The sequence below is a fragment of the Ramlibacter alkalitolerans genome (assembly GCF_016722765.1).
Classification (GTDB): Bacteria; Pseudomonadota; Gammaproteobacteria; order Burkholderiales; family Burkholderiaceae_C; genus Ramlibacter; species Ramlibacter alkalitolerans.
In genome coordinates, this window is the sequence record NZ_JAEQND010000006.1 from 226,663 (window position 1) to 247,014 (window position 20,352).

The window sequence follows — 20,352 nt, forward strand, 5'->3', positions numbered from 1 at the left end:
GTCCTCCTTACCAGGGGCAGGCCCGCGAGTCCGGCGACGTCGTCTTGGGGTCGCACATGCGGATCTGCCCCATGGCCGTCACCACCACGTTGAGGCAGCGCATTTCCCCTCCGGCCGTGGCGCACGTGCCACCGCCGGGATAGGTGACCTGGTACACCTTCATCTTGCCGGCCGGCAGGGTGTCGGGCGTGGTGCGCCCCATCGGATTCATGTTCACCTGGCTCTCGGCCTCCGCCGGGCCGCCGCCGCCGATGTCCATCTGGACGACGGCGACCGCAGGGGTGCCGGTGGTGTCGGTGCCGGTCCGGCTCTGGATCGTCGCGGGGCAGGCCTCCTGCCCGTCCACGAGGCTCGTGTCCGCGGTCTCGCAGCCCACCAGCCAGCTGCCGGGCGTGCCACCGAGCTCGAACTTCACGATGCGGTTGCGGCGCAGCGCTTCCGTCTTGGCCAGCACCAGGCCACCCTGGATGGAGTCGGCCATGCCGCGGATCTGCCGATTGAGCATGCCGGTCCTGAAGGCGGGCACGCCGATGGCCGTCATGATGCCCACCAGGGTCAGGCCGACCATCACCTCGATGAGGCTCACGCCGCGCTGCTGGCGAAGCTTCAGCACGAGGTCGCCTGCTTCGTGAGCCAGCAGTTCACCGTCGTGTCCGTCCACCCGGGCACGCCACTGACGACGGTGCGCTTGGCGTTCGACTGGTCGACGGTGAAGGTGAACCCGGTCATCCCGTTCTTGCCGACGGCGGACAGCACGTAGCCGGTGGCGGTGCGGGTCTCGGCGCCGCCAGGCGCGGCGGTGAAGTCGAAGTACGTGCTGGTCCCCGTGTCGTTGTTGCCCGCCGGCGCGTCGACGTAGGTGCGGTTGTCCTGGTAGAACTGCTCCATCTGCACGCGCTTGGAGGCGAGCGCCGTGGTGGCTTCCGGGATCCGGCCGCGGGTCACGTAGCTGCGGTAGGAGGGCAGCGCCACCGCGGCGAGGATGGCGACGATGGCCACGGTGATCATCAGCTCGATCAGCGTGAAACCCGATGCTTTTCTCGACATATGTGGCCCTTGTTGTGCGGCCCTGCGGCCAGCCCTCCCGATCCGATTTGCGAGGCAGCTTATGCTGTAATGGTCCGGCATCAGACTTGCATTCGATGAGTGGGTCGGGGTGCCTGACGGACGGCTCGGGGGTATGGCAGAGGCATTTCGACGCAGTGAACGAGGGGTCGCGCAGCCCCGGCGGCATGGTGCGTGACACCAGGCCCGCGGCCCCATGGCCCCAGTGGAAATCGCTGTTGCCGGCCATTGCCGTCTCCCTCCTCGCCCACCTCCTGTTGCTGTTCACCTTCGCCGTGCCGCGCGAGGCGCATGCGCCGCGCGCGGTGCTTGCGGTCACCCTGCGCGGCGCCGTGATCGAACCGCCGCCAGCCAGCGCGCCGCCGCCGCCGGCAACGGCCACCGCATCCCCGGTCCCGGCCCCGCAGCCGCCGCCGCGTGCGGCGCGCAAGGCGCAGCCGCTCACCCCGCCCGCACCCGAGGTCGTCGCGGTGCCGGCCCCCGCCGCCGCGCCCACCGAGCCGCCGCGGGAGGCCGCCGCGCCCTCTGCAGACGCGAGCTTCCATCCGGCCGAGGAACTCACGCAGCTGCCCTTGCCGCAAGGCGACCCCGAACTGCGCGACATCGCGCCGCAGCTCGTCTCGCGGCGCCTGCGGGCGGAAGTCTGGATCGATGCGACCGGCACGGTGCGCAAGGCCGAAGTGCGGCGCAACGAGCTGAGTCCCGAACTCGCCGCGCGGCTGGAGGAGGCGCTCACGGGCGTGCACTTCACGCCGGGGCGCCTGCACGACGAGAGCGTCGGCGCCATCCTGCGCACGCTGCTCTGTTTCGACGATGCGGGATTGTTGCAGGCCTCGTCCGACGAGTGCTGGACGCCGCAGCCCGGAAAGGAAAGATGACCCGCGCCCGTGGTTGCTGCATCACCGGGATGTGATGCATTCCTTGCCTCCGGCGCGGGCGGGCGGGGCGTACCGTGCGCGGCATGCCCACCCACGCGCCTGTCCGCCAGCACGGGGCCACGCTGATCGAGCTGGTCGTCGCCCTCGCCATCCTCATGGCCCTGCTCGCCGGCGGCGCGCCGCCCGTGGCGGAGTTCCTCGAAGGCGCGAAGCTCGCGGCGGCGTCGAGCGATCTCGTGGGCGACCTGCACCTCGCCCGGGCCGAGGCGCTCAGGCGCAATCGCCGCGTGACGGTCTGCAAGTCGCCCGACGGTCTGGGCTGCAGCAGCCACGGCGGTTGGGAGCAGGGCTGGATCGTGTTCGGCGACGAGAACGGCAACGGCGCGCTCGACGACGGCGAGGAAGTGCTCGGCCGGCACGAGCCGCTGCCGTGGAACCTGCGGCTGGTGGGGAACCGGCCGGTGGCGGCCTACGTTTCGTACACCGCCGTCGGGGCGTCGAAGCTCATGGGCGGCGGCTTCCAGGCCGGCACGCTGACGATCTGCCGGCGCTCGGGGGCGGCGACGCCGGCGCGCCAGGTGATCGTCAATTCCATCGGCCGCCCGCGCGTGCAGAAGACGACGGTGGCCAGCTGCGTGTGAGCTACCTGCGGATCTCGTCCACCACCGTCTTGAACTCGTCGACGTCCTCGAAGCTGCGGTAGACGCTGGCGAAGCGGACGTAGGCCACCTTGTCCAGCTTTTTGAGCTCGCGCATCACGAGCTCGCCGATGCGCGAACTCGGGATTTCGCGCAGCCCTAGGTTCAGCAGCTTTTCCTCCATGCGCTCCACCGCGGCGTCGATCTGCTCGGTGCTCACGGGGCGCTTGCGCAAGGCCAGGTTCATCGAGCCGAGCAGCTTGGCGCGGTCGTACTCGATGCGGCGGCCGTCCTTCTTGACCACCGCCGGAAAGGTGACGTCCGGCCGCTCGTAGGTGGTGAAGCGCTTCTCGCAATCCGCGCACTGGCGCCGGCGGCGGATGAAGTCGCCGTCCTCCGCCATGCGCGTCTCCACCACCTGGGTTTCGGCATGGCCGCAGAACGGGCAGCGCATGGACTGGCCTACTTGTAGACCGGGAAGCGGCGCGTCAGGGCGTTGACCTGTTCGCGCACGCGCTCGATGTTGGCGGCGTCGCGCGGATGGTCCAGCACGTCGGCGACCAGCTTGGCCGTCTGGCGCGCTTCCTGTTCCTGGAAGCCGCGCGTGGTCATGGCCGGCGTGCCGACGCGCAGGCCGCTGGTGACCATCGGCTTTTCCGGATCGTTGGGGATCGCGTTCTTGTTGATGGTGATGTGCGCCTGGCCGAGCACGGCCTCGGCTTCCTTGCCGGTGATGCCCTTGCCGCGCAGGTCGACCAGCATCACGTGGCTTTCGGTGCGGCCGCTCACGATGCGCAGGCCGCGCTCGGCCAGCGTCTCGGCGACGACCTGCGCGTTCCGCAGCACCTGTTGCTGGTAGCTCTTGAACTCGGGCGACAGCGCTTCCTTGAACGCCACGGCCTTGGCGGCGATGACGTGCATCAGGGGGCCGCCCTGCAGGCCGGGGAAGATCGCGCTGTTGATCGCCTTCTCGTGCGGTGCCTTCATCAGGATGAAGCCGCCGCGCGGGCCGCGCAGGCTCTTGTGCGTGGTGGAGGTCACCACGTCGGCATGCGGCACCGGGTTCGGGTACACGCCGGCGGCGATCAGGCCGGCGTAGTGCGCCATGTCGACCATGAAGATCGCGCCGACGTCCTTCGCCACCTTGGCGAAGCGCTCGAAGTCGATGCGCAGCGAATAGGCCGACGCGCCGGCGATGATCAGCTTGGGCTTGTGCTCGTGGGCCTTGCGCTCCATCGCGTCGTAGTCGATCGCTTCTTCCTTGTTCAGGCCGTAGCTCACGACGTTGAACCACTTGCCGCTCATGTTGAGGGGCATGCCGTGCGTGAGGTGGCCGCCCTCGGCCAGGCTCATGCCCATGATGGTGTCGCCGGGCTTGAGGAAGGCCAGGAACACGGCCTCGTTGGCCTGGGCCCCGGAGTGCGGCTGCACGTTGGCGGCGTCGGCGCCGAAGATCTGCTTGATGCGGGCTATGGCCAGCTGTTCGGCGACGTCGACGTTCTCGCAGCCGCCGTAGTAGCGCTTGCCGGGGTAGCCCTCGGCGTACTTGTTCGTGAGCTGGGTGCCCTGGGCGGCCATCACGGCGGGCGAGGCGTAGTTCTCGCTCGCAATCAGCTCGATGTGCTCTTCCTGGCGGCGGTTCTCCGCCTGGATGGCGGCCCAGAGTTCGGGATCGGTGTCTTGGATGAGGATTCGGCGGTCGTACATGAGCGGCAGTTCCGTGGACGATTGATCCCTGTGCGGGCCAGGGCTGCCCAGGCGAACGGCGGTTCACCGGCCCGCATCCGGAGGGGCCGGCGGTACGCTTCCCAGTGGTTTGAGGGGGAACCCCCGGTGGATCCACGTCAGCGCGCCCCGCAGGGCGCGCCTATCGCCAGTCGCGCACGGCGGCGAGTTTACCTTAGGCGGATGATGCGCCGCTCAGGAGATCACCGCCGGCGCGTCCTGGTCCTGCGGGGTCGGCGCCGGGTTCGGCGCGACGGTGCGCAGCGTCGGGGGCGGGGCGATCGGCACCGGGCGGCCATGCGCCACCTGCTGCAGGCGCGCGTGCTCGGCCATCACCTTCTCCGCATAGCCGCCGTCCTCGGCCAGCAAGGCCGCGCCGACGTAGAACTTCAGGCCGGCCTGCACCGAGCCGGCGCGCTGTATGCATTCCTGCAGCACCTTGGCGCCCACGCGCAGGTTGGTCACGGGGTCGAAGGCGGCGAGCTTGCCGCCGAAGTTCTCGTACTTGTCGCTGTGGATGCCCGTCATCACCTGCATGAGCCCCTGGGCCCCGACGGGGCTCTGGGCGAAGGGGTTGAAGCCGGATTCCACCGCCATCACGGCCAGCAGGAGGGTCGGGTCGATCTTCATGCGCTGGCCGATCTCGTAGGCCTCGGCGACGAGGGCGCTGAGGGGCTCCGGCGCGACCCGGTACTTCTTGCTGAGCCAATAGGCCACTGCGGCCTGCTGCTTGGGCAACTCCTTCGGATTCAGCGCCGTGGCGCGGTCGATCGCATCGAGCTCGGGCACGAGGCCGAGCGTTTCCACCTGGCGCGCATGCAGCCAGGTCATGAGCTGGGACTCCCCGGCCTGACGCAGGTCAGGGCGGGCCAGCAAGGTCAAAACGGAAAACACCACTGCCAGCCCCACCACTGCGAAGCCGTTGTGCGTGATCTCGAAGAAGCCCTCGGCGACGTCGCAGCAGAAGGTCTGCACGCCCCGGGTGAGACTTCCCAGTTTTCCTGACGCTGTCATAGCACTCCTTTCTACGCGCGGAGCCGAAAGCTTCGGCCGCTCCGGGGAAGCGGCAGTGGACTCTCGGTCCCTCGTTTGGATTGGTACGCCATCGAAGGGGAGGCCCCTGGGGGGCTCATCCCGGTTTCGATTCGCCGGGTTCGGCAGCGGGTCTTCTGGTTGCCCCCTACGGGTGGGGGACGGGGCGGATTCTAGGCAGGCGCTAAATTCCAGGTCAAGGATGTTTCTCCAATTCTTTATTCGTTGAAAGAGATAAGAAGGCGATACTGTAGGGCTCAACAGCAGAAAAGTTCCGTAGTCCGGCCTCGCCTACGCTTGTCAGCCCTCGCCGCACACCGGCGCGGTCGCTACGAAAAAAGGAGCAAGAGCGGAAAACTGACGGCGCCGGCACCGCTTGTCGGCAGACGGACCGCCGGACGGCCGTCTGTCCGCCAGCCGGCCGTTGGGCGTCGGTTCTTGCAATCGGGCAGGGCGCGCCGATTGAAATGAGGATTTGCAATCCGCGCCAACCCGGCCTACCTTGACGGGGCCTGAGCGATCAGGCGTCAGCCGGTAGGGCCACTGCGTGGCAGCCCCGGCTTCCTAAAGGAAGCAATCTTTGCTTCCGGCGCAACGCGGACGGCACGTTCGTGTTGCGAACCCAGACGGCAGCGACATCAGGTCGGACCGTCCAGCCCGGCAGGCAGCTTCAGGCACCTGGCCGGGCTTTCCATTTTGGGGCTCCCGCCTTGCGGCAGTGCGCAACGCACGCTTTGGCGCGTTTCGCGGCGAGAATACGGCCCGTGCCCCCCTTGCGGGGGCTTTCCTTTCCATCGAACAAAACCATTGTGAGCAGCTTGAAGACCCACGACACCCAGGCGCTGGACGCGCTGACGGGGGGTGCCTTTTCCGCGCCTACCTCCGGCGAACGCGCCGCCCGCGTGCGCGAGTGGTTGAACACCGAGCCGAGCACCGAGCAGATGCAGGAGGTGTTCCGCGAGCTGAGCGGCCGCGACAAGGGCGCGGCGCGCCTGCTGCGCGAACGGCTCGACGAGATCAAGCGCGCCAAGGGGCAGGAGGCGATCGCCGCGGAATGGTCCGAGCGGGCCCGCAACCTGCTGTCGCAACCGCGCCTGAACATCGCCGATGCGCTCGCGTGGCAGCGCGATGCCGCCAAGGCGGGGGCGCCCCTCAGCCGCGAGCCGCTGGCGGGCGTCAAGTCGCAGTTGGCCGAGCGCGTCAAGGGCATCGAGGACCTGCAGAACCGGGTGCAGATCCAGCGCGAGGCCGCTGTGCTGCTCGCCCAGCGCATCGAGGTGCTTTCCACCAAGTCCTGGAAGGACGCGCAGCTCGCGGCCGAGGCCCTGCGTGCCGACGTGCCGCAATGGCAGGCGCAGGCGCAGGCCCTCCTCGACGACGCGAACTGGGCCAGCGTCGACGCCAGGTTCCCGCCGCTGCTGGAGGCCTCGCGCTCGCAGCTGCAGGTGGTGTGGGATGCCTTCCAGTCCGCGCTGGCGCAGGCCACCGCCGCCGCCGAAGACACGAATGCGCCGCTGCCGCCCGTGCCCGTGTGGGCCGACGAACTGCGCCAGGCGCGCGGCCTGCCGGCCGAGAACGTCCCGCCGAAGCCGCCCAAGCCGAAGGTCGATCCCGAGCTGAAGGCCAGGGCCCACCAGGCGGTCAGCGAGGCGCTGGCCCGGGTCGAACAGGAAGTGGCGCAAGGCCACGGCAAGGCCAGCGCCGGCGCCGCCAACGCGCTGCGCAATGCGCTGAAGGAACACGGCAAGCTGGTCGACGACAAGCTCGAAGCGCAGGCGCATGCCGCGCTCGGTGCCGCCGGCGAACTGGAAGGCTGGCAGCGCTGGCGCGCCGACCAGCTCCGCCAGGAACTCGTCGCCAAGGCCGAAGCCCTGTTCGAGACGGCGCCGGCGCCGGTCACCCCCGAGCCGGCGGCCGCGGACACCGAAGCAGCGGCGACGGAGCAGGCGGAGGCCGAATCGCCCGCCGCGACGCCGGTGCCGGCACCCATGGTGCGCAAGCCGCGCTTCGGCGGCCGCAAGATGCAGGAGACGCTGCGCAGCCTGCGCGAGCAGTGGAAGCAGGTCGACCAGGGCGGGCCGCCCAACCACGCGCTGTGGAAGCGCTTCGACGAGGCCTGCAACGAAGCCTACAAGGTGGTCCAGGAGTGGCTGGACAAGGTCAAGGCGGAGGCCGCCGAACACCGTGCCGGCCGGCTGGCGCTGATCGAGGAAGTGAAGGCCTGGGCCGCCGCGCACCCGCAGGCGGACAACGGCGACTGGAAGGGCTTCAACCGCGCGATCCACCAGTTCTCCGAGCGCTGGCGCGAGGCCGGCCACCTGAGCGAGAAGGCCTTCGCCGAACTGCAGCCGCAGTGGAAGGAGGCGATCTCCCACGCCGCCGCTCCGCTGGAGGGCGCGCAGAAGGAAAGCGTCGAGCGCCGCAACGCGATGATCGAGGAGGCCAGGGTGCTGGGCGAGGCGCCCATGCTGCGCATCGACGCCGTCAAGGCGCTGCAGCAGCGCTGGCAGGCCGAGGCGCAGACGGTTCCGCTCGATCGCAAGCAGGAGCAGAAGCTCTGGGACGCCTTTCGCAAGCCGATCGACGAGGCCTTCAACCGCAAGACCGCCGAGCGCGAGAAGGCGACCGCGGCCCTGAGCGCGCGCGACCGCGCGGTGCTGGAAGCGTCGAAGGCGGTGGAGGAAGCGACGGCGAGCGGCGACGCGCAGAAGATCCGCGCCACGATGCAGGCGCTGGAGCAGGCGCTGCGGGCCGGCGATGCGCCGGCGGCCGCAGCCGCGCCTGCGGCGCCGGCGCAGCCCGCCGAGGGATCGGGCGAAGAAGCGGCGACGGCGCAGGCGGGTGGCGAGAGTGCCGAGAGTCCCGAAGGGGGCGAAGCGGCTGCCGCGGCCCCGCCCAAGCCGGCACCGAAGCCCGTGATCGCGATGCGCGGTGACGACCGTCCCGGCGCCCGGCGGCCGGAGGTCGCCACGGCGGCGCGCCCTGGCGGGCGCTTCGATGCGCGGCGTCCGGGCGGCCCGGGAGGCCGCGATGCGCGCGACGACCGGCGCGGTCCGCCGCGTGGCGACCGCTTCGAGCGCGGCGACCGCTTCGAGCGCGAGGACCGCGGCCCGCGCCTGGGGGACGCCGCCTTCCGCGCCCAGCGCGAGGCGCAGGAACACGCGCAGGCGGCGCTGCGCAAGCTGGCCGCGCAGGCGCATGGCGAGGCGCTGACGCAGCTCATGACGGCGTGGGAGCAGCGCTCGGGTGAGCAGGTGCCCAGCCACCAGGAACTGGGCAAGGCGGTGAGCCCGCAAGTGCGCCAGGCCTGGATCCAGGCCCTGGGCAAGGGCGCTTCCGGCGATCCGTCGGAAACGCTGCTGCGGCTCGAAATCGCGGCCGACGTGCCGACGCCGGGCGAGCAGATCACGGCCCGGCGCATGCTGCAACTGCAGTTGCTGACCAAGCGGCACGAAGCGGGTCCGCAGGAGACCTGGGGCGCGGACGTGGCCAAGGTGCTGGCGACGCCGTACGAGGCGGGGGCGGCGCGCAGGTTGCAGAATGCGTTGAAGGCGCTGCTGCGGCGGTAAGCCGGATTCCGGATCGTAGGCTGGTGGTGGAGCGTCAGCGAAACCCCAGCGCTTCGCGCATCGCTGGGGTTCGCGCGCTGCCGCGGCTCACCGCCAGCCTACGAATTTCCCTTCGGCAGATAAAACCCGTCGAACAGGGCGGTAAGTTCCGCGAACTCCCGCCCGAACCGCTCCCGGTTCACGAAATACGCCTCGCACGCCACGGCGAAGAACTCGTCGATCGCGGTCGCACCGTACGCATCCAGCCACGGCTCCTCGCCGCCGAAGCGCTCCGCCACGATCACCTGCTCGCGAAAGCCCTGGTACGCGTGCTGCAGGGTTTCCAGCCAGCGCGCCCGCGCCTGGCGCGAAGGCAGCGGCGGGCAGCCGTCCGCTGCGCCGTCGCGCAGGTCGATCTTGTGCACGAACTCGTGGATCACCACGTTGAAGCCGGTCTCGGCCGACGCGCCGGCATGGGCCACGTCGTGCCAGTTCAGCATCACGGGCCCGCCGTCCATCGCCTCGCCGGCGAGCACCTCGTGCCAGTCGTGCACCACGCCGCTCTCGTCGGTCTGCGAGCGCCGCGCCAGCACTTCGTCGGGATGCACCACGATGCCGACGAAATCGTCGTACCAGGCCAGTCCGAGATGCAGCACGGGCAGCACGGCCTGCGCGGCGATCGCCAGCGCGATCTCGTCGCTGATCGCGAGTCCGCCGGCGCCATGGAATTCCTTGCTGGCGAGGAATTCGGCCGCGAGTGCACGCAGCTTCCCGGTTTCCTCAGGGGAACGGGCGGCGAGGAACGGATAGCGCTGGAGCGTGGCGCGCCAGAGCGCGTCGGGAATCTCCGGCGCGCTGCGACGGCGTCGCAGCCAGCCCCACATCAGGCCAGCCCGACGCGCTGCACCGTGCCCTCGCGCGCGATGCGCAGGGCCTCCAGCCGGGGCGGCGTGGCGGCTGCATCCCAGTCGGTCAGGACGATGCGGCGATGGCGCGCATCCAGCGTGTGCTCGCCCGGCTTGTGCGTGTGCCCATGGACCAGGACCTCGGCGTCGGCGGCTTCGAGCCACTGCAGCGCGGCGGCCGTGTCGACGTCCGAATACACGCGGTCGGTGGCCTTGAGCGCCTCGCTCTCCTCGCGCAGCCCGCGCGCGACCGCCTGGCGCACCGACAAGGGCTGCGCCAGGAAACCCTGCTGCCACGCGGACCCGCGCACCTGGGCACGGAAGGCCTGGTAGTCGGTGTCGCCGACGCACAGCGCGTCGCCGTGCGAGAGCAGCCAGCGCCGGCCGCCGAAGGTGAAGACGGTAGGATCCTGCAGCAGCGTCATGCCCGTGGCCTGCGCAAGGCCCTGGCCGACCAGGAAGTCGCGGTTGCCGACCATGAAGAACAGCGGCACGCGCCACGCCGCCGCGCGCAGGACCTCGGCGCATTCGGCCTCGAAGCCCTCGGCCTCGAGGACGTCGTCGCCGACCCAGGCCTCGAACAGGTCCCCGAGCAGGAACAGGGCATCGGCGGCGCTCGCCGCCATGTAGCGCCGCCAGGCCTCGAAGGTGCCCGCATGGCCCGCCTGCAGGTGCAGGTCGGAGATGCATTCGACGCTGCGCCAGAGCGGCGGGGCCACGAGTTCCTGCGCCTGCGGCGCGGGCGCTGGCGCGGTCGTGTTCAGACCACGACCGCCTTGTCGATCACCACATCCTGCATCGGCACGTCGTCGTGGAAGCCCTTGCGGCCGGTGCTCACGGCCCGCATCTTGTCGACCACGTCCTGCCCCGCCACCACCTTGCCGAAGACGGCATAGCCCCAGCCCTGCGCGGTGGGCGACTTGTGGTTCAGGAAATCGTTGTCGGCCACGTTGATGAAGAACTGCGCCGAGGCCGAGTGCGGGTCGTTCGTGCGGGCCATCGCGACCGTGTACTTCTCGTTCTTCAGGCCGTTGTCGGCCTCGTTCTGGATGGTCGCGTCGGTCGGCTTCTGCTTCATGCCCGGCTCGAAGCCGCCGCCCTGGACCATGAAGCCGTCGATCACGCGGTGGAAGATGGTGCCGTCGTAGTGGCCCTTCTTCACGTAGCTGAGGAAATTGGCGACGGTCTTGGGCGCCTTCTGCTCGTCGAGCTCCAGCGTGACGACGCCCTGGCCGCGGATGTGCAATTCCACCTTGGGATTCATGGCAGGCCTTTCTTACTTGACGATCTCGGCGGAGTTGATGACGACCGGCGTCACCGGCACGTCGGAGTGCATGCCCATGCGGCCGGTCTGCACGCCCTTGATCTTGTCCACCACGTCCATGCCGCTCACCACCTTGCCGAACACGGTGTAGCCCGGGTTGCCCGGCTTCGGATCGAGGAAGGCGTTGTTGGCGACGTTGATGTAGAACTGCGCGGTGGCGGAATTCGGGTCCGCCGTGCGGGCCATGGCCACCGTGCCGATCTCGTTCTTCAGGCCGGTCTGCGCGCCTTCGTGCGGCACCGGCGCTCGGGTCTTCTTCTCGGCCATGTTCTTGTCCATGCCGCCGCCCTGGATCATGAAGTTGTTGATCACGCGGTGGAAGATCGTGCCGTCGTAGTGGTGGTCCTTCACGTACTGCAGGAAGTTCTCCACCGTCTTGGGCGCCTTGTCCGGATACACCTCGATGACGATGTCGCCGGCGGAAGTGTTGAACTTCACCCGGGGCGCATCGGCGGCCCAGGTGGCGCCGGCGGCGCAGGCAAGAACGAGGACAGCCGCTGCGCGGCGCGTGAACGAGGACATCAGCCAACCACTCCTTCGAAGAAGATCTTCCATTGCGGACCCTGCCGCACCCAGTACTGCCGCTTGGTCACGCCCGTGCGGGCGCCCAGCGGCACCTCGCCGAAGGTTACCACCATGGTGTCGGCGCTATCCGTCCAGCGCAGCACCGACAGGTCCTTGAGCTCGATCTCCTTGCCGCGCATGCGGCCGAGTTCCACCTTCAGCAGCGGCTGCGATTCCTCGAAGGTCTTGCCGTTCAGCGCGAAGTCGGGCGTGTAGAAACCGAGCAGCCGGTTGACGTCGCCGCTGGCCTTGGCATTGCGCCAGGCCTGCAGCACGTCGTGGAAGTGGCGCGCATCGTGCTGCGCCGCGGTGGGGGCCACCCAGCGCAGCGAGGGCGCGATGACCACCGGCGTGCTGCGCACCTCCACGGTGCGGATGATGCGTTCGAGATCCGGGTTCGCGAGCACGACGCAGCCGTCCGTGGCCTTGGGCGCGCGGGCGAACTGCTCCGGCGGCGTGCCGTGCAGCCAGATGCCGCGCCCCGTCTTGCCGCGCCGCGCGTCGTACGGGTTCGGGTAGTTGATCGGCAGCGCGCCCGAGCCATAGAAGTCCTTGAGCGACTTCGGGTCGAGGTTGCTGGTGATGAAGTACACGCCCAGCGGCGTGCGCAGGTCGCCTTCGGCCGTCTTCTCGATCCCGAGCTTGCCGACCGAGATGTAGTAGTCGGCGATCAGCTTCGGCCCGGCCGTGCCGTTCTCGAACAGGTACAGCCGCGAGCGCGAGGCGTCGATGGCGATTGCGTGCTTGTTCTGCGGCGACAACTGCAGGAACTGCGCGGGGATCGCGCCGAGCGGCGGCCGCTCGCGCAGCGCGCGCATGCGCTGCTGCGATTCCTCGCGCAGTTCGGCCAGGGCCTGCGCGCCGGTGCGCACCGCGCTGTCCGGCACGTCGCCGAAGACGCGGACCGGCCGCTGCTGCGCCGTCAGCAGGTCGCCGTAGACCAGTTGCGCGAGGCTGAAGTTCGGATGGTCCCTGACCAGCGTTTCGGCCCTGGCGAGCGCAGCGCGGGTCTGCGCCTGGCCGATCAGCTTGTAGATCTCGATCAGCCGGGCCTCGGCCTCGCCGTCACGGACCTTGGCCGGCGCCGCCCGGCCGTGCACGGCCTTGGCAGCCTTCGCCGGCTTGGCGCCTGGCCTTTGCAGCTTGTGCGGCGTGGCGGCAACGGCGGCGGCGACGCAGCCGGCCGCGCAGCACGCGACGACGAGCGCCCTGGCGATGCCGATGGAGCGGTGGGGGAGGTTCAACTGCACAACCTTCGCCTGCGCGCCGGGGCGGCGCTCAGCCGCCGGAGCTTTCGCGCACGATGGCCCAGCGCTCGCCGTTCTTCACCAGCTCCAGCGTCTTGCGGCTGTTCACGTGCAGCGCATCCGCGCTGTAGTTCTGCTTGAAGCGCGCCACGGCCTTGTTGCCGTTGACCGTGACATTCAGGTCGCTGACCTGCACCGAGATCTTCGACTTGCCGACGATGCGCGCGCGCCGTTCCTGCTCCCAGGCCTGGCGCGACATCCGCCCCGGCGGGTCGAACTCCTTGCCGTAGGCGGAGAGATAGCCGGTCATGTCCTTCGAGGCCCAGGCATTGGCCCAGGCCTTCACGGCGGCCTCGACCGCGCCCCGGGCGTCGCCGCCGGCAGCGGCGCTCGCGGCGGCAGGAGCGGACGGCGCGGCGGCGGCGACGGCCGTCCCGCCGGTGGCGGGGGTCGGCGCAGGCGCGGGCGCGGCGGCCCGGGTCGCCGGCGTGGCGGGCGCCACGGCACCACCCGTCACGGGCGCCGGCACGCGGGCGGCCGGCGCCGCAGCGGCGGCAGGCGCTGCGGCCACGGCGGGGGCGGCGGGGCGCGCCGCAGGGGTGGCGGGGCTGGCCGGCGCGGGGGCAGCGGCCACGATCGCACCACCGCGCACGGGCGCAGCGGCGGCGGCGCCGGCGCGCGGGTTCGGTGCGAACAATTCGCGGATCAGCGCCAGCTTCGGTTGTACGGCCGTGTTGCTGGCATCGAGCTGCAGTGCACGGCTGTAGGCCTGGCTGGCCAGCTTGGCATACACGTCGCCGAGGTTCTCGTGCGCGGTGGAATAGCTCGGGTTGGTGCGGATCGCCATCTCGAGCGCCGCGCGGGCCTTGTCGAATTGCGCCTGGCCGGCATAGAGCACGGCCAGGTTGTTGTACGGCTCCGGCAGTTCGGGGTAATCCTCGGTGAGCTTCTGGAAGGTGCTGATCGCTTCGGCGGTGCGGCCCGCCTCGGTGAGCACCACGCCCTTGAGGAAGCGCATCTGCGGGTCCTTGGGCTTGCCGGCCAGGTACTGGTCGGCCTTCGCCAGCGCTTCGGTCGCCTTGCCGGAGCGCAGGAGCTGGTTGACATCGCCGTACTCGTCGGCGCGCGCCGCGCCGGTGGCGAGCAGGGTGGCGGTGACGACCACCGCCAGGCCGAGCGATTTGCGAAATTCCCAGCGCGCAAGCTTCATGAGGTCCCTTGTTCCAACGCTATGACAGCCCTGGGGGCGGGCTATATACTGCGTGCCGATTGTAGCCGTGGGGCCGCGCCGCCGGCTCGATCGGCTCTGCCCAGAACAACATCATCCGCCCGCGGCCCCGGGGCCGGCGGCGCCCCCGAGATCCCAATGAGCCTGCGCATCTACAACACGCTGACGCGTGCGCTGGAGAACTTTTCGCCGCTGGAGCCCGGCCACGTCCGCATCTATGTGTGCGGCATGACCGTGTACGACCTGTGCCACATGGGCCACGCGCGCGCCAACGTGGCTTTCGACGTGGTGCAACGCTGGTTGAAGGCCTCGGGCCTGCAGGTCACGTTCGTGCGAAACATCACGGATATCGAGGACAAGATCATCCGCCGCGCCGTCGAGAATGGCGAGACCGTGCGCGCGCTCACCGACCGCATGATCACCGAGATGTACCGCGACTTCGACGCGCTGGGGATCGAGCGGCCCACGCACGACCCGCGGGCCACCGACTACGTGCCCGAGATGCTGGACATCGTGCGCAAGCTGGAAGACAAGGGCCTGGCCTACCGAGCCGAGGGCGGCGACGTGAACTTCGCGGTGCGCCGCTTCCCCGGCTACGGCAAGCTGTCGGGCAAGTCGCTCGACGAACTGCATGCGGGCGAGCGCGTCGCGGTGCTGGAAGGCAAGGAAGACCCGCTCGACTTCGTGCTGTGGAAGTCCGCCAAGCCGGAGGAGCCGGCCGACGCGCAATGGGAAAGCCCGTACGGGCGCGGCCGCCCGGGCTGGCACATCGAGTGCTCCGCCATGTCCTGTGCGCTGCTCGGGAATACCTTCGACATCCACGGCGGCGGGGCGGACCTGCAGTTCCCCCACCACGAGAACGAGATCGCGCAGAGCGAAGGCGCCAACGGCGTGCCGCTCGCGAAGCTGTGGATGCACAACGGCTTCGTGAACATCGACAACCAGAAGATGTCGAAGTCCCTCGGCAACTTCTTCACGATCCGCGACGTGCTCGCGAAGTTCGACGCCGAGACGATCCGCTTCTTCATCGTGCGGGCGCACTACCGCAGCCCGCTCAATTACAGCGACGTCCACCTCGAGGACGCGCGCGCGTCGCTGCGGCGCCTGTACACCGCGCTCGACGCGGTGGCGCCGGCGCCGGTCGCCATCGACTGGAACGAGCCCGCCGCCGCGCGTTTCAAGGCCGCCATGGACAACGACTTCGGCACGCCCGAGGCGGTGGCGGTGCTGTTCGAGCTGGCCGCGGACGTGAACCGCACGCAGTCGGCGCAACGCGCCGGGCTGCTCAAGGCGCTGGGCGGCACGCTGGGCCTCCTGCAGGGGGATCCCAAGGCCTTCCTGCGCGCCGGTGCCGGGCTGGACGAAGCCAGCATCCAGCAGATGATCGCGGCGCGCGCCGCCGCCAAGCAGGCCAGGGATTTCGCGGAAGCCGACCGCATCCGCCAGGCACTGCTCGCCCAGGGGATCGTTCTCAAGGACTCGCCGACCGGGACGACCTGGGAGGCGAAATCTTGAGCACTGCAGGCGAGGCCCCTGGCGGGCTGGTCACACCGGAATACTGGGACGAAGCGCGCAAGTACCTCACGCGGCGCGACCGCGTCATGAAGCGGCTGATCCCGCAGTTCGGCAACGCCTGCCTGCAGTCGCGCGGCGACGCCTTCACCACGCTGGCGCGCAGCATCGTGGGCCAGCAGATCTCGGTCAAGGCGGCGCAGAGCGTGTGGGACAGGTTCTCCGCGCTCCCCCGGCGCATGACGCCGGCCAACGTGCTCAAGCTCAAGGTCGACGACATGCGGCAGGCCGGCCTGTCCGCGCGCAAGATCGAATACCTGGTCGACCTGGCCCTGCATTTCGACTCCGGCGCGATCCACGTCGAGGCCTGGCGCGCCATGAGCGACGAGGACATCGTCAACGAACTCGTGGGTATCCGGGGCATCGGCCGCTGGACGGCGGAGATGTTCCTCATCTTCCACCTGATGCGCCCGAACGTGCTGCCGCTGGACGACGTCGGGCTCATCACCGGCATCAGCAAGAATTATTTCTCGGGCGACCCGGTCAGCCGCAGCGACGCCCGCGAGGTGGCCGCGGCCTGGAACCCCTATTGCTCGGTCGCGACTTGGTATATTTGGAGGTCGCTCGACCCGCTGCCCGTGGCCTATTGACCGCGGCGTGGCGCAGGGCGCTTATAGGAGCAACGCTTGGCGAAACGGACCTTCCTGGACTTCGAGCAACCGATCGCGGAGCTGGAGACCAAGATCGAGGAACTGCGCTACGTGCAGACGGAATCGGCAGTCGACATCTCCGAGGAGATAGAGCAGCTCGGGAAGAAGAGCCAGCAGCTGACCAAGGACATCTACAGCCAGCTCTCGCCGTGGCAGATCACCAAGATCGCGCGCCACCCCGAGCGGCCGTACACGCTGGATTACGTGAAGGAGATCTTCACCGACTTCGTGGAGATGCACGGCGACCGCCACTTCTCCGACGACCAGTCGATCGTCGGCGGCCTGGCGCGGTTCAACGGCAATGCCTGCATGGTGCTCGGCCACCAGAAGGGCCGCGACACGAAGGAGCGCGCAGTGCGCAACTTCGGCATGACGCGTCCCGAGGGCTACCGCAAGGCCCTGCGGCTGATGAAGACGGCGGAGAAGTTCAGGCTGCCGGTGTTCACCTTCGTGGACACGCCCGGCGCCTTCCCCGGCATCGATGCCGAGGAGCGCGGCCAGTCCGAGGCCATCGGCCGCAACATCTACGAGATGGCGCAGCTCGAAGTGCCGATCATCACCACCGTCATCGGCGAGGGCGGCTCCGGCGGCGCGCTGGCGATCTCGGTGGCCGACCAGGTGCTGATGCTGCAGTATTCGATCTATTCCGTGATCAGCCCCGAGGGCTGCGCCTCGATCCTGTGGAAGACCTCCGAGAAGGCGCAGGAAGCGGCGGATGCGATGGGCATCACGGCGCACCGGCTCAAGGCGATCGGCCTGATCGACAAGATCGTCAACGAACCGGTGGGCGGCGCCCACCGCGACCACAAGCAGATGGCGGCTTTCCTGAAGCGCGCGCTGAACGACGCCTGGCGCCAGCTCTCCGACCTGAAGGTGCGCGAGCTGCTGGAGCGGCGCTACGAGCGGCTGCAAAGCTATGGCCGCTTCTCCGACACCAAGGCCGAATCTGCCTGATCCCGACGGCAATCCCGCGGCCTCTTCGCTCGCGGGATTGCAGTTGCCCCTGCCGCTGGCCGTCGCCTATAGCGGCGGCGCGGATTCCACCGTGCTCCTGCTCGCCGCCGCGCGCCGCTGGCCCGGCCAGGTGCAGGCGATCCACGTGCATCACGGCCTGCAGGATGCCGCCGACGGCTTCGAGGACCATTGCCGTTCGACCTGCGCCGCCCTGAGCGTGCCCTTGCAGGTGCGGCGCGTGCATGCGCGCCATGCGAGCGGCGAGAGCCCGGAGGAGGTGGCCCGCACGGCCCGCTACCAGGCACTCGCGCGGGCCGCGCGCGAAGCAGGCCTGCATGCGGTGCTGCTGGCGCAGCATGCCGACGACCAGGTCGAGACCTTGCTGCTGGCCTTGAGCCGCGGCGCGGGCCTGCCCGGGCTGGCGGCCATGCCGCCGGTGTTCCAGCGCGAGGGCATGGTGTTCGTGCGGCCGCTGCTCCTGCTGTCGGCGCAGGCGATCCGCGCCTGGCTGCGCGAGCAGGGCATCGCCGTCGTCGAGGACCCGACCAACGCCGACACCGCGTTCACGCGCAACCGGATCCGCCACCTGCTGCTGCCGGCGCTGGCGGAGTGCTTTCCGCAGTACCGCGAGACCTTCGCGCGCTCCTCGCGTCACGCGGCGCAGGCGCAGGACCTGCTGGAAACGGTGGCCGAGGAGGACCTGGCGCGCATGGGCGGCACGCCGGCGATCACCGCGCTGCAGATGCTGCCGCGCGCGCGCCAGGCCAACGTGCTGCGGCACTGGCTGCGCAAGGCGCATGCGGCGAGCGCCAGCGCCGCGCAGCTGGAGGAACTGCTGGACCAGGTCGCCGACTGCAGGACGCGCGGGCACCGCATCCGCATCAAGGTGGGCGCGGGTTTCGTGCAGCGCCAGGGCGAGCGGCTGCAGTACGGGGCGGACCTTTCCGTCTGAACGCGCGCGCGACCGCACTATCATTGCCGCCATGAACACCCACCGGGTCACCTGCAACCCGCCTCCCTCCGCGCCACCGGCCGGCCTCGCCTGAGGCCTTCGTGATCCCGCCGCGGCGGGGTCGCTCCGTGTGTGCAAGGCGGGCACCCCCGTGTGCCCGCCAGGAATGGGTGTCTTCATGCAAACCGATCTTTCCGGGGCGCGGGCCGTGTTCGGCCCGACAGCCCTGTTCGTCCTCCTGTGGAGCAGCGGCGCACTGGTGTCGCGCTGGGGGCTGGAGCAGGCCAGCACCGTGGCCTTCCTCGTGCTGCGCTTCGCGCTCGCGCTGGCGACGTTGTCGGTCGTGGCGCTGGCGCGCGGCCGCTGGTGGCCGCGCAGCGGCACGGCGCCGCAGGTCGCCCTGGCCGGCCTCGTGCTGGTGGGCGGCTACTCGCTGTCCTACTTGCTGGCGCTGGACCTCGGGGTCACCCCGGGGCTGCTGGCCACGCTGCTGGGCCTGCAGCCGCTGCTGACGCTGCTGGCGACCGAACGGCCGCTGCAGCCTGCCCGCTTCGCAGGCCTGGCGCTGGCGCTGGCGCTGGGCGGACTCGTCCTGGTGGTGGGGGACAGCCTCCTGCGCGCGCGCCTGGCGCCGGCCGGGCTGCTGTGCGCGTTCGCGGCGCTGGCCTGCATCACGGTCGGCACGCTGATGCAGAAGCGATTGCAGCAGGCGCCGCTCGCCGTGCTGCCGCTGCAGTACGCGGTGGCGCTGCTGCTGTTCCTGCTGTTGTCCTTCGTGATGCCGGTGCGGGTGCAGTCGTCCACTGGGCTGGTGCTGGCGGTCGGGTGGCTGGGGCTCGGGATCTCGGTGGCAGCCACGCTGCTGCTGTACGGCCTCATCGCCGCCGGCAACCTGGTGAACGTCACGAGTCTGTTCTACCTCGTGCCGGCCTGCACGGCGGCGCTCGACTGGCTCATCTTCGGCCACGCGATGGCGCCGCTGTCCCTGGCGGGCACGGCGGCGATCGTGGGCGGACTGGTCTTGGTGCTGCGAGGAGCTTAGGAGGCTGCCCGACCGGCGGAAAGCCGGGTCTGGGCCGTGCGGCTGCCGAGGCTGGCGGCGCGCTGCATCCAGCGCGTCGCCTGCACCGCATCCTGCGGCACCACGGCGCCCTTCTGGTAGGCGACCCCGAGGAAGTAGCTCATCTCCATGCGCCCGAAGCGCACGCCCTGGTCGGTGCACTTGCCCGAGCGCTTGACGATCATCGGCACGTCGGCGCTGCCTTCGGCGAAGGCCTGCATCTCCGCGACGGTGCGCTGCAGGTAGCGGTCGCGCGACAGCGCGGCCTGCTGCTTGTCGGGCAGGATCGCCACCAGCTCGCTGGCGAGGATCGGCAGCACCTCGAAGGGCGTCATGCCGCCGTGCGTGGCGGGCGAGTACCAGGCGTGGAGCATCGCCTTGTCGAGCGGCTGCAGGCCTTCGGTCTGGTTCGTGAAGTAGCTCAGCACCGTGGGACCTTCGGGGTGGCCGCGCACGCCCATCACGTGCATCGCCTCGTGGTACGCGCAGCGCCGGGCGTCGCCGTCGCGCATCTGCATCTCCACCCAGTCGAGCCTCGTCTCGTGCTGGAAGTGCAGCTGCGTCACGCAGGGCTCGTTGTCGGACAGGGTGCTGTCGGGGGTGATCTGGATGCGCACGTCGGCGGTCTGGGCCGCGTCGGGCTGGTCGCTCACGTCGGCCACCTGCAGGCCCGCCTCGGCCGCCACGTCGCGCAGCGCCTGCAGCGTGTGCTGCCTGTGGGCTGCCGCGTTGACGCCGTTGATGCTGACCTTCAGTTGCGGCTGCTCCCAATGCACGAGGCGCGTCGGGATCCCGCTCTGGTGCCACAGCACTTCCCACAGGGTGTTCATGCCCGTTTCGAACGCATCGGCGTGCGCGAAACCGGGGATGAAGGCTGCGGCGGCAGCGAGGAGGGCGGCGGCACCCGTTCTGAACATCAAGCTGGTCCTTTCGGTGTTGAGCGACAAACGTGGGGTAGGACAGCTCCCACGCAAGAATGGTTTCATCGGTGACAGGTTTTTCATCGCCCA

General features: G+C 69.8%; 20 protein-coding genes. 8 read left to right on the plus strand and 12 right to left on the minus strand.

The features are described 5' to 3' along the window. Window positions 1-7 precede the first annotated feature (7 nt). Both JI746_RS12335 and JI746_RS12340 read right to left on the minus strand, forming a co-directional pair. Window positions 8-613, minus strand: a complete 606-nt coding sequence (locus tag JI746_RS12335; protein ID WP_201689824.1) for a GspH/FimT family pseudopilin — start codon at window positions 611-613, stop codon at window positions 8-10. After that, complete coding sequence (locus tag JI746_RS12340) at window positions 607-1,047, minus strand: type IV pilin protein (protein WP_201689825.1); 441 nt, start codon at window positions 1,045-1,047, stop codon at window positions 607-609. Before JI746_RS12340 ends, JI746_RS12335 begins: the two co-directional genes overlap by 7 nt. Before the next feature lie 236 nt (window positions 1,048-1,283). Here JI746_RS12340 and JI746_RS12345 point away from each other — a divergent pair, with 236 nt between their 5' ends. Next, window positions 1,284-1,943: a hypothetical protein gene (locus JI746_RS12345; RefSeq protein ID WP_201689826.1), complete on the plus strand. Its 660-nt coding sequence runs from the start codon at window positions 1,284-1,286 to the stop codon at window positions 1,941-1,943. An 83-nt stretch (window positions 1,944-2,026) separates the two neighbouring features. Beyond that, on the plus strand, window positions 2,027-2,584 hold the full coding sequence (locus JI746_RS12350) for a GspH/FimT family pseudopilin (protein ID WP_201689827.1): 558 nt from the start codon (window positions 2,027-2,029) through the stop codon (window positions 2,582-2,584). A 1-nt stretch (window position 2,585) separates the two neighbouring features. On the opposite strand, the gene nrdR is transcribed toward JI746_RS12350, so the two are convergent. From nrdR to JI746_RS12365, 3 genes are all read right to left on the minus strand, one after another. Continuing rightward, entirely contained in the window at window positions 2,586-3,035 is a 450-nt protein-coding gene (gene nrdR / locus JI746_RS12355; RefSeq protein ID WP_201689828.1) for a transcriptional regulator NrdR, read from the minus strand. A gap of 8 nt (window positions 3,036-3,043) precedes the next feature. Then, window positions 3,044-4,288, minus strand: a complete 1,245-nt coding sequence (glyA, locus tag JI746_RS12360) for a serine hydroxymethyltransferase (RefSeq protein WP_201689829.1) — start codon at window positions 4,286-4,288, stop codon at window positions 3,044-3,046. A 213-nt stretch (window positions 4,289-4,501) separates the two neighbouring features. After that, window positions 4,502-5,320 carry a lytic transglycosylase domain-containing protein gene (locus JI746_RS12365; protein WP_201689830.1) on the minus strand — a complete coding sequence of 273 codons (819 nt, stop codon included), beginning with the start codon at window positions 5,318-5,320 and terminating at the stop codon, window positions 4,502-4,504. 827 nt (window positions 5,321-6,147) lie between these two features. Between JI746_RS12365 and JI746_RS12370 the strand changes: the two genes are divergently transcribed. After that, window positions 6,148-8,907 carry a DUF349 domain-containing protein gene (locus tag JI746_RS12370; RefSeq protein WP_330892992.1) on the plus strand — a complete coding sequence of 920 codons (2,760 nt, stop codon included), beginning with the start codon at window positions 6,148-6,150 and terminating at the stop codon, window positions 8,905-8,907. A 98-nt stretch (window positions 8,908-9,005) separates the two neighbouring features. On the opposite strand, the gene JI746_RS12375 is transcribed toward JI746_RS12370, so the two are convergent. The 6 genes from JI746_RS12375 to JI746_RS12400 are packed head-to-tail and all read right to left on the minus strand — an operon-like array spanning window position 9,006 to window position 14,136. Next, window positions 9,006-9,770: a M90 family metallopeptidase gene (locus tag JI746_RS12375; RefSeq protein WP_201689833.1), complete on the minus strand. Its 765-nt coding sequence runs from the start codon at window positions 9,768-9,770 to the stop codon at window positions 9,006-9,008. Further along, window positions 9,770-10,510: a UDP-2,3-diacylglucosamine diphosphatase gene (locus JI746_RS12380; RefSeq protein ID WP_330892993.1), complete on the minus strand. Its 741-nt coding sequence runs from the start codon at window positions 10,508-10,510 to the stop codon at window positions 9,770-9,772. Before JI746_RS12380 ends, JI746_RS12375 begins: the two co-directional genes overlap by 1 nt. A gap of 41 nt (window positions 10,511-10,551) precedes the next feature. Then, on the minus strand, window positions 10,552-11,055 hold the full coding sequence (locus JI746_RS12385; protein WP_201689835.1) for a peptidylprolyl isomerase: 504 nt from the start codon (window positions 11,053-11,055) through the stop codon (window positions 10,552-10,554). A gap of 12 nt (window positions 11,056-11,067) precedes the next feature. Then, window positions 11,068-11,637, minus strand: coding sequence for a peptidylprolyl isomerase (locus tag JI746_RS12390; RefSeq protein WP_201689837.1), 570 nt, complete (start codon window positions 11,635-11,637; stop codon window positions 11,068-11,070). After that, window positions 11,637-12,929, minus strand: a complete 1,293-nt coding sequence (locus JI746_RS12395) for a L,D-transpeptidase family protein (protein ID WP_201689839.1) — start codon at window positions 12,927-12,929, stop codon at window positions 11,637-11,639. Before JI746_RS12395 ends, JI746_RS12390 begins: the two co-directional genes overlap by 1 nt. 28 nt (window positions 12,930-12,957) lie before the next feature. Then, window positions 12,958-14,136, minus strand: a complete 1,179-nt coding sequence (locus JI746_RS12400; RefSeq protein WP_201689841.1) for a nuclear transport factor 2 family protein — start codon at window positions 14,134-14,136, stop codon at window positions 12,958-12,960. A 156-nt stretch (window positions 14,137-14,292) separates the two neighbouring features. On the opposite strand from JI746_RS12400, the gene cysS reads away from it, so the two are divergent. The 5 genes from cysS to JI746_RS12425 all read left to right on the plus strand — a co-directional run bounded on the left by cysS (window position 14,293) and on the right by JI746_RS12425 (window position 19,324). Next, entirely contained in the window at window positions 14,293-15,669 is a 1,377-nt protein-coding gene (gene cysS / locus JI746_RS12405) for a cysteine--tRNA ligase (RefSeq protein WP_201689843.1), read from the plus strand. Next, window positions 15,666-16,316 carry a DNA-3-methyladenine glycosylase family protein gene (locus JI746_RS12410; RefSeq protein WP_236599780.1) on the plus strand — a complete coding sequence of 217 codons (651 nt, stop codon included), beginning with the start codon at window positions 15,666-15,668 and terminating at the stop codon, window positions 16,314-16,316. The genes cysS and JI746_RS12410 overlap by 4 nt, the downstream gene beginning before the upstream one ends. 36 nt (window positions 16,317-16,352) lie before the next feature. Continuing rightward, window positions 16,353-17,330, plus strand: a complete 978-nt coding sequence (locus tag JI746_RS12415; protein WP_201689844.1) for an acetyl-CoA carboxylase carboxyltransferase subunit alpha — start codon at window positions 16,353-16,355, stop codon at window positions 17,328-17,330. Continuing rightward, window positions 17,293-18,282 (plus strand): tRNA lysidine(34) synthetase TilS, encoded by a 990-nt coding sequence (gene tilS, locus JI746_RS12420; protein ID WP_201689846.1) that lies wholly within the window; start codon window positions 17,293-17,295, stop codon window positions 18,280-18,282. Before JI746_RS12415 ends, tilS begins: the two co-directional genes overlap by 38 nt. A gap of 178 nt (window positions 18,283-18,460) precedes the next feature. Beyond that, entirely contained in the window at window positions 18,461-19,324 is an 864-nt protein-coding gene (locus JI746_RS12425) for a DMT family transporter (RefSeq protein WP_201689848.1), read from the plus strand. On the opposite strand, the gene JI746_RS12430 is transcribed toward JI746_RS12425, so the two are convergent. Further along, window positions 19,321-20,259 carry an SEL1-like repeat protein gene (locus JI746_RS12430; protein ID WP_201689849.1) on the minus strand — a complete coding sequence of 313 codons (939 nt, stop codon included), beginning with the start codon at window positions 20,257-20,259 and terminating at the stop codon, window positions 19,321-19,323. The genes JI746_RS12425 and JI746_RS12430 overlap by 4 nt on opposite strands. Window positions 20,260-20,352: the final 93 nt, after the last annotated feature.

Coding starts and splice junctions, on each gene's coding strand:
- JI746_RS12340 (WP_201689825.1), bottom strand. CDS start 1,047: ATGTCGAGAAAAGCATCGGGTTTCACGCTGATCGAGCTGATGATCACC.
- JI746_RS12350 (WP_201689827.1), top strand. CDS start 2,027: ATGCCCACCCACGCGCCTGTCCGCCAGCACGGGGCCACGCTGATCGAG.
- nrdR (WP_201689828.1), bottom strand. CDS start 3,035: ATGCGCTGCCCGTTCTGCGGCCATGCCGAAACCCAGGTGGTGGAGACG.
- glyA (WP_201689829.1), bottom strand. CDS start 4,288: ATGTACGACCGCCGAATCCTCATCCAAGACACCGATCCCGAACTCTGG.
- JI746_RS12365 (WP_201689830.1), bottom strand. CDS start 5,320: ATGACAGCGTCAGGAAAACTGGGAAGTCTCACCCGGGGCGTGCAGACC.
- JI746_RS12375 (WP_201689833.1), bottom strand. CDS start 9,770: ATGTGGGGCTGGCTGCGACGCCGTCGCAGCGCGCCGGAGATTCCCGAC.
- JI746_RS12385 (WP_201689835.1), bottom strand. CDS start 11,055: ATGAATCCCAAGGTGGAATTGCACATCCGCGGCCAGGGCGTCGTCACG.
- JI746_RS12390 (WP_201689837.1), bottom strand. CDS start 11,637: ATGTCCTCGTTCACGCGCCGCGCAGCGGCTGTCCTCGTTCTTGCCTGC.
- JI746_RS12400 (WP_201689841.1), bottom strand. CDS start 14,136: ATGAAGCTTGCGCGCTGGGAATTTCGCAAATCGCTCGGCCTGGCGGTG.
- cysS (WP_201689843.1), top strand. CDS start 14,293: ATGAGCCTGCGCATCTACAACACGCTGACGCGTGCGCTGGAGAACTTT.
- tilS (WP_201689846.1), top strand. CDS start 17,293: ATGGCCGCTTCTCCGACACCAAGGCCGAATCTGCCTGATCCCGACGGC.
- JI746_RS12425 (WP_201689848.1), top strand. CDS start 18,461: ATGCAAACCGATCTTTCCGGGGCGCGGGCCGTGTTCGGCCCGACAGCC.
- JI746_RS12430 (WP_201689849.1), bottom strand. CDS start 20,259: ATGTTCAGAACGGGTGCCGCCGCCCTCCTCGCTGCCGCCGCAGCCTTC.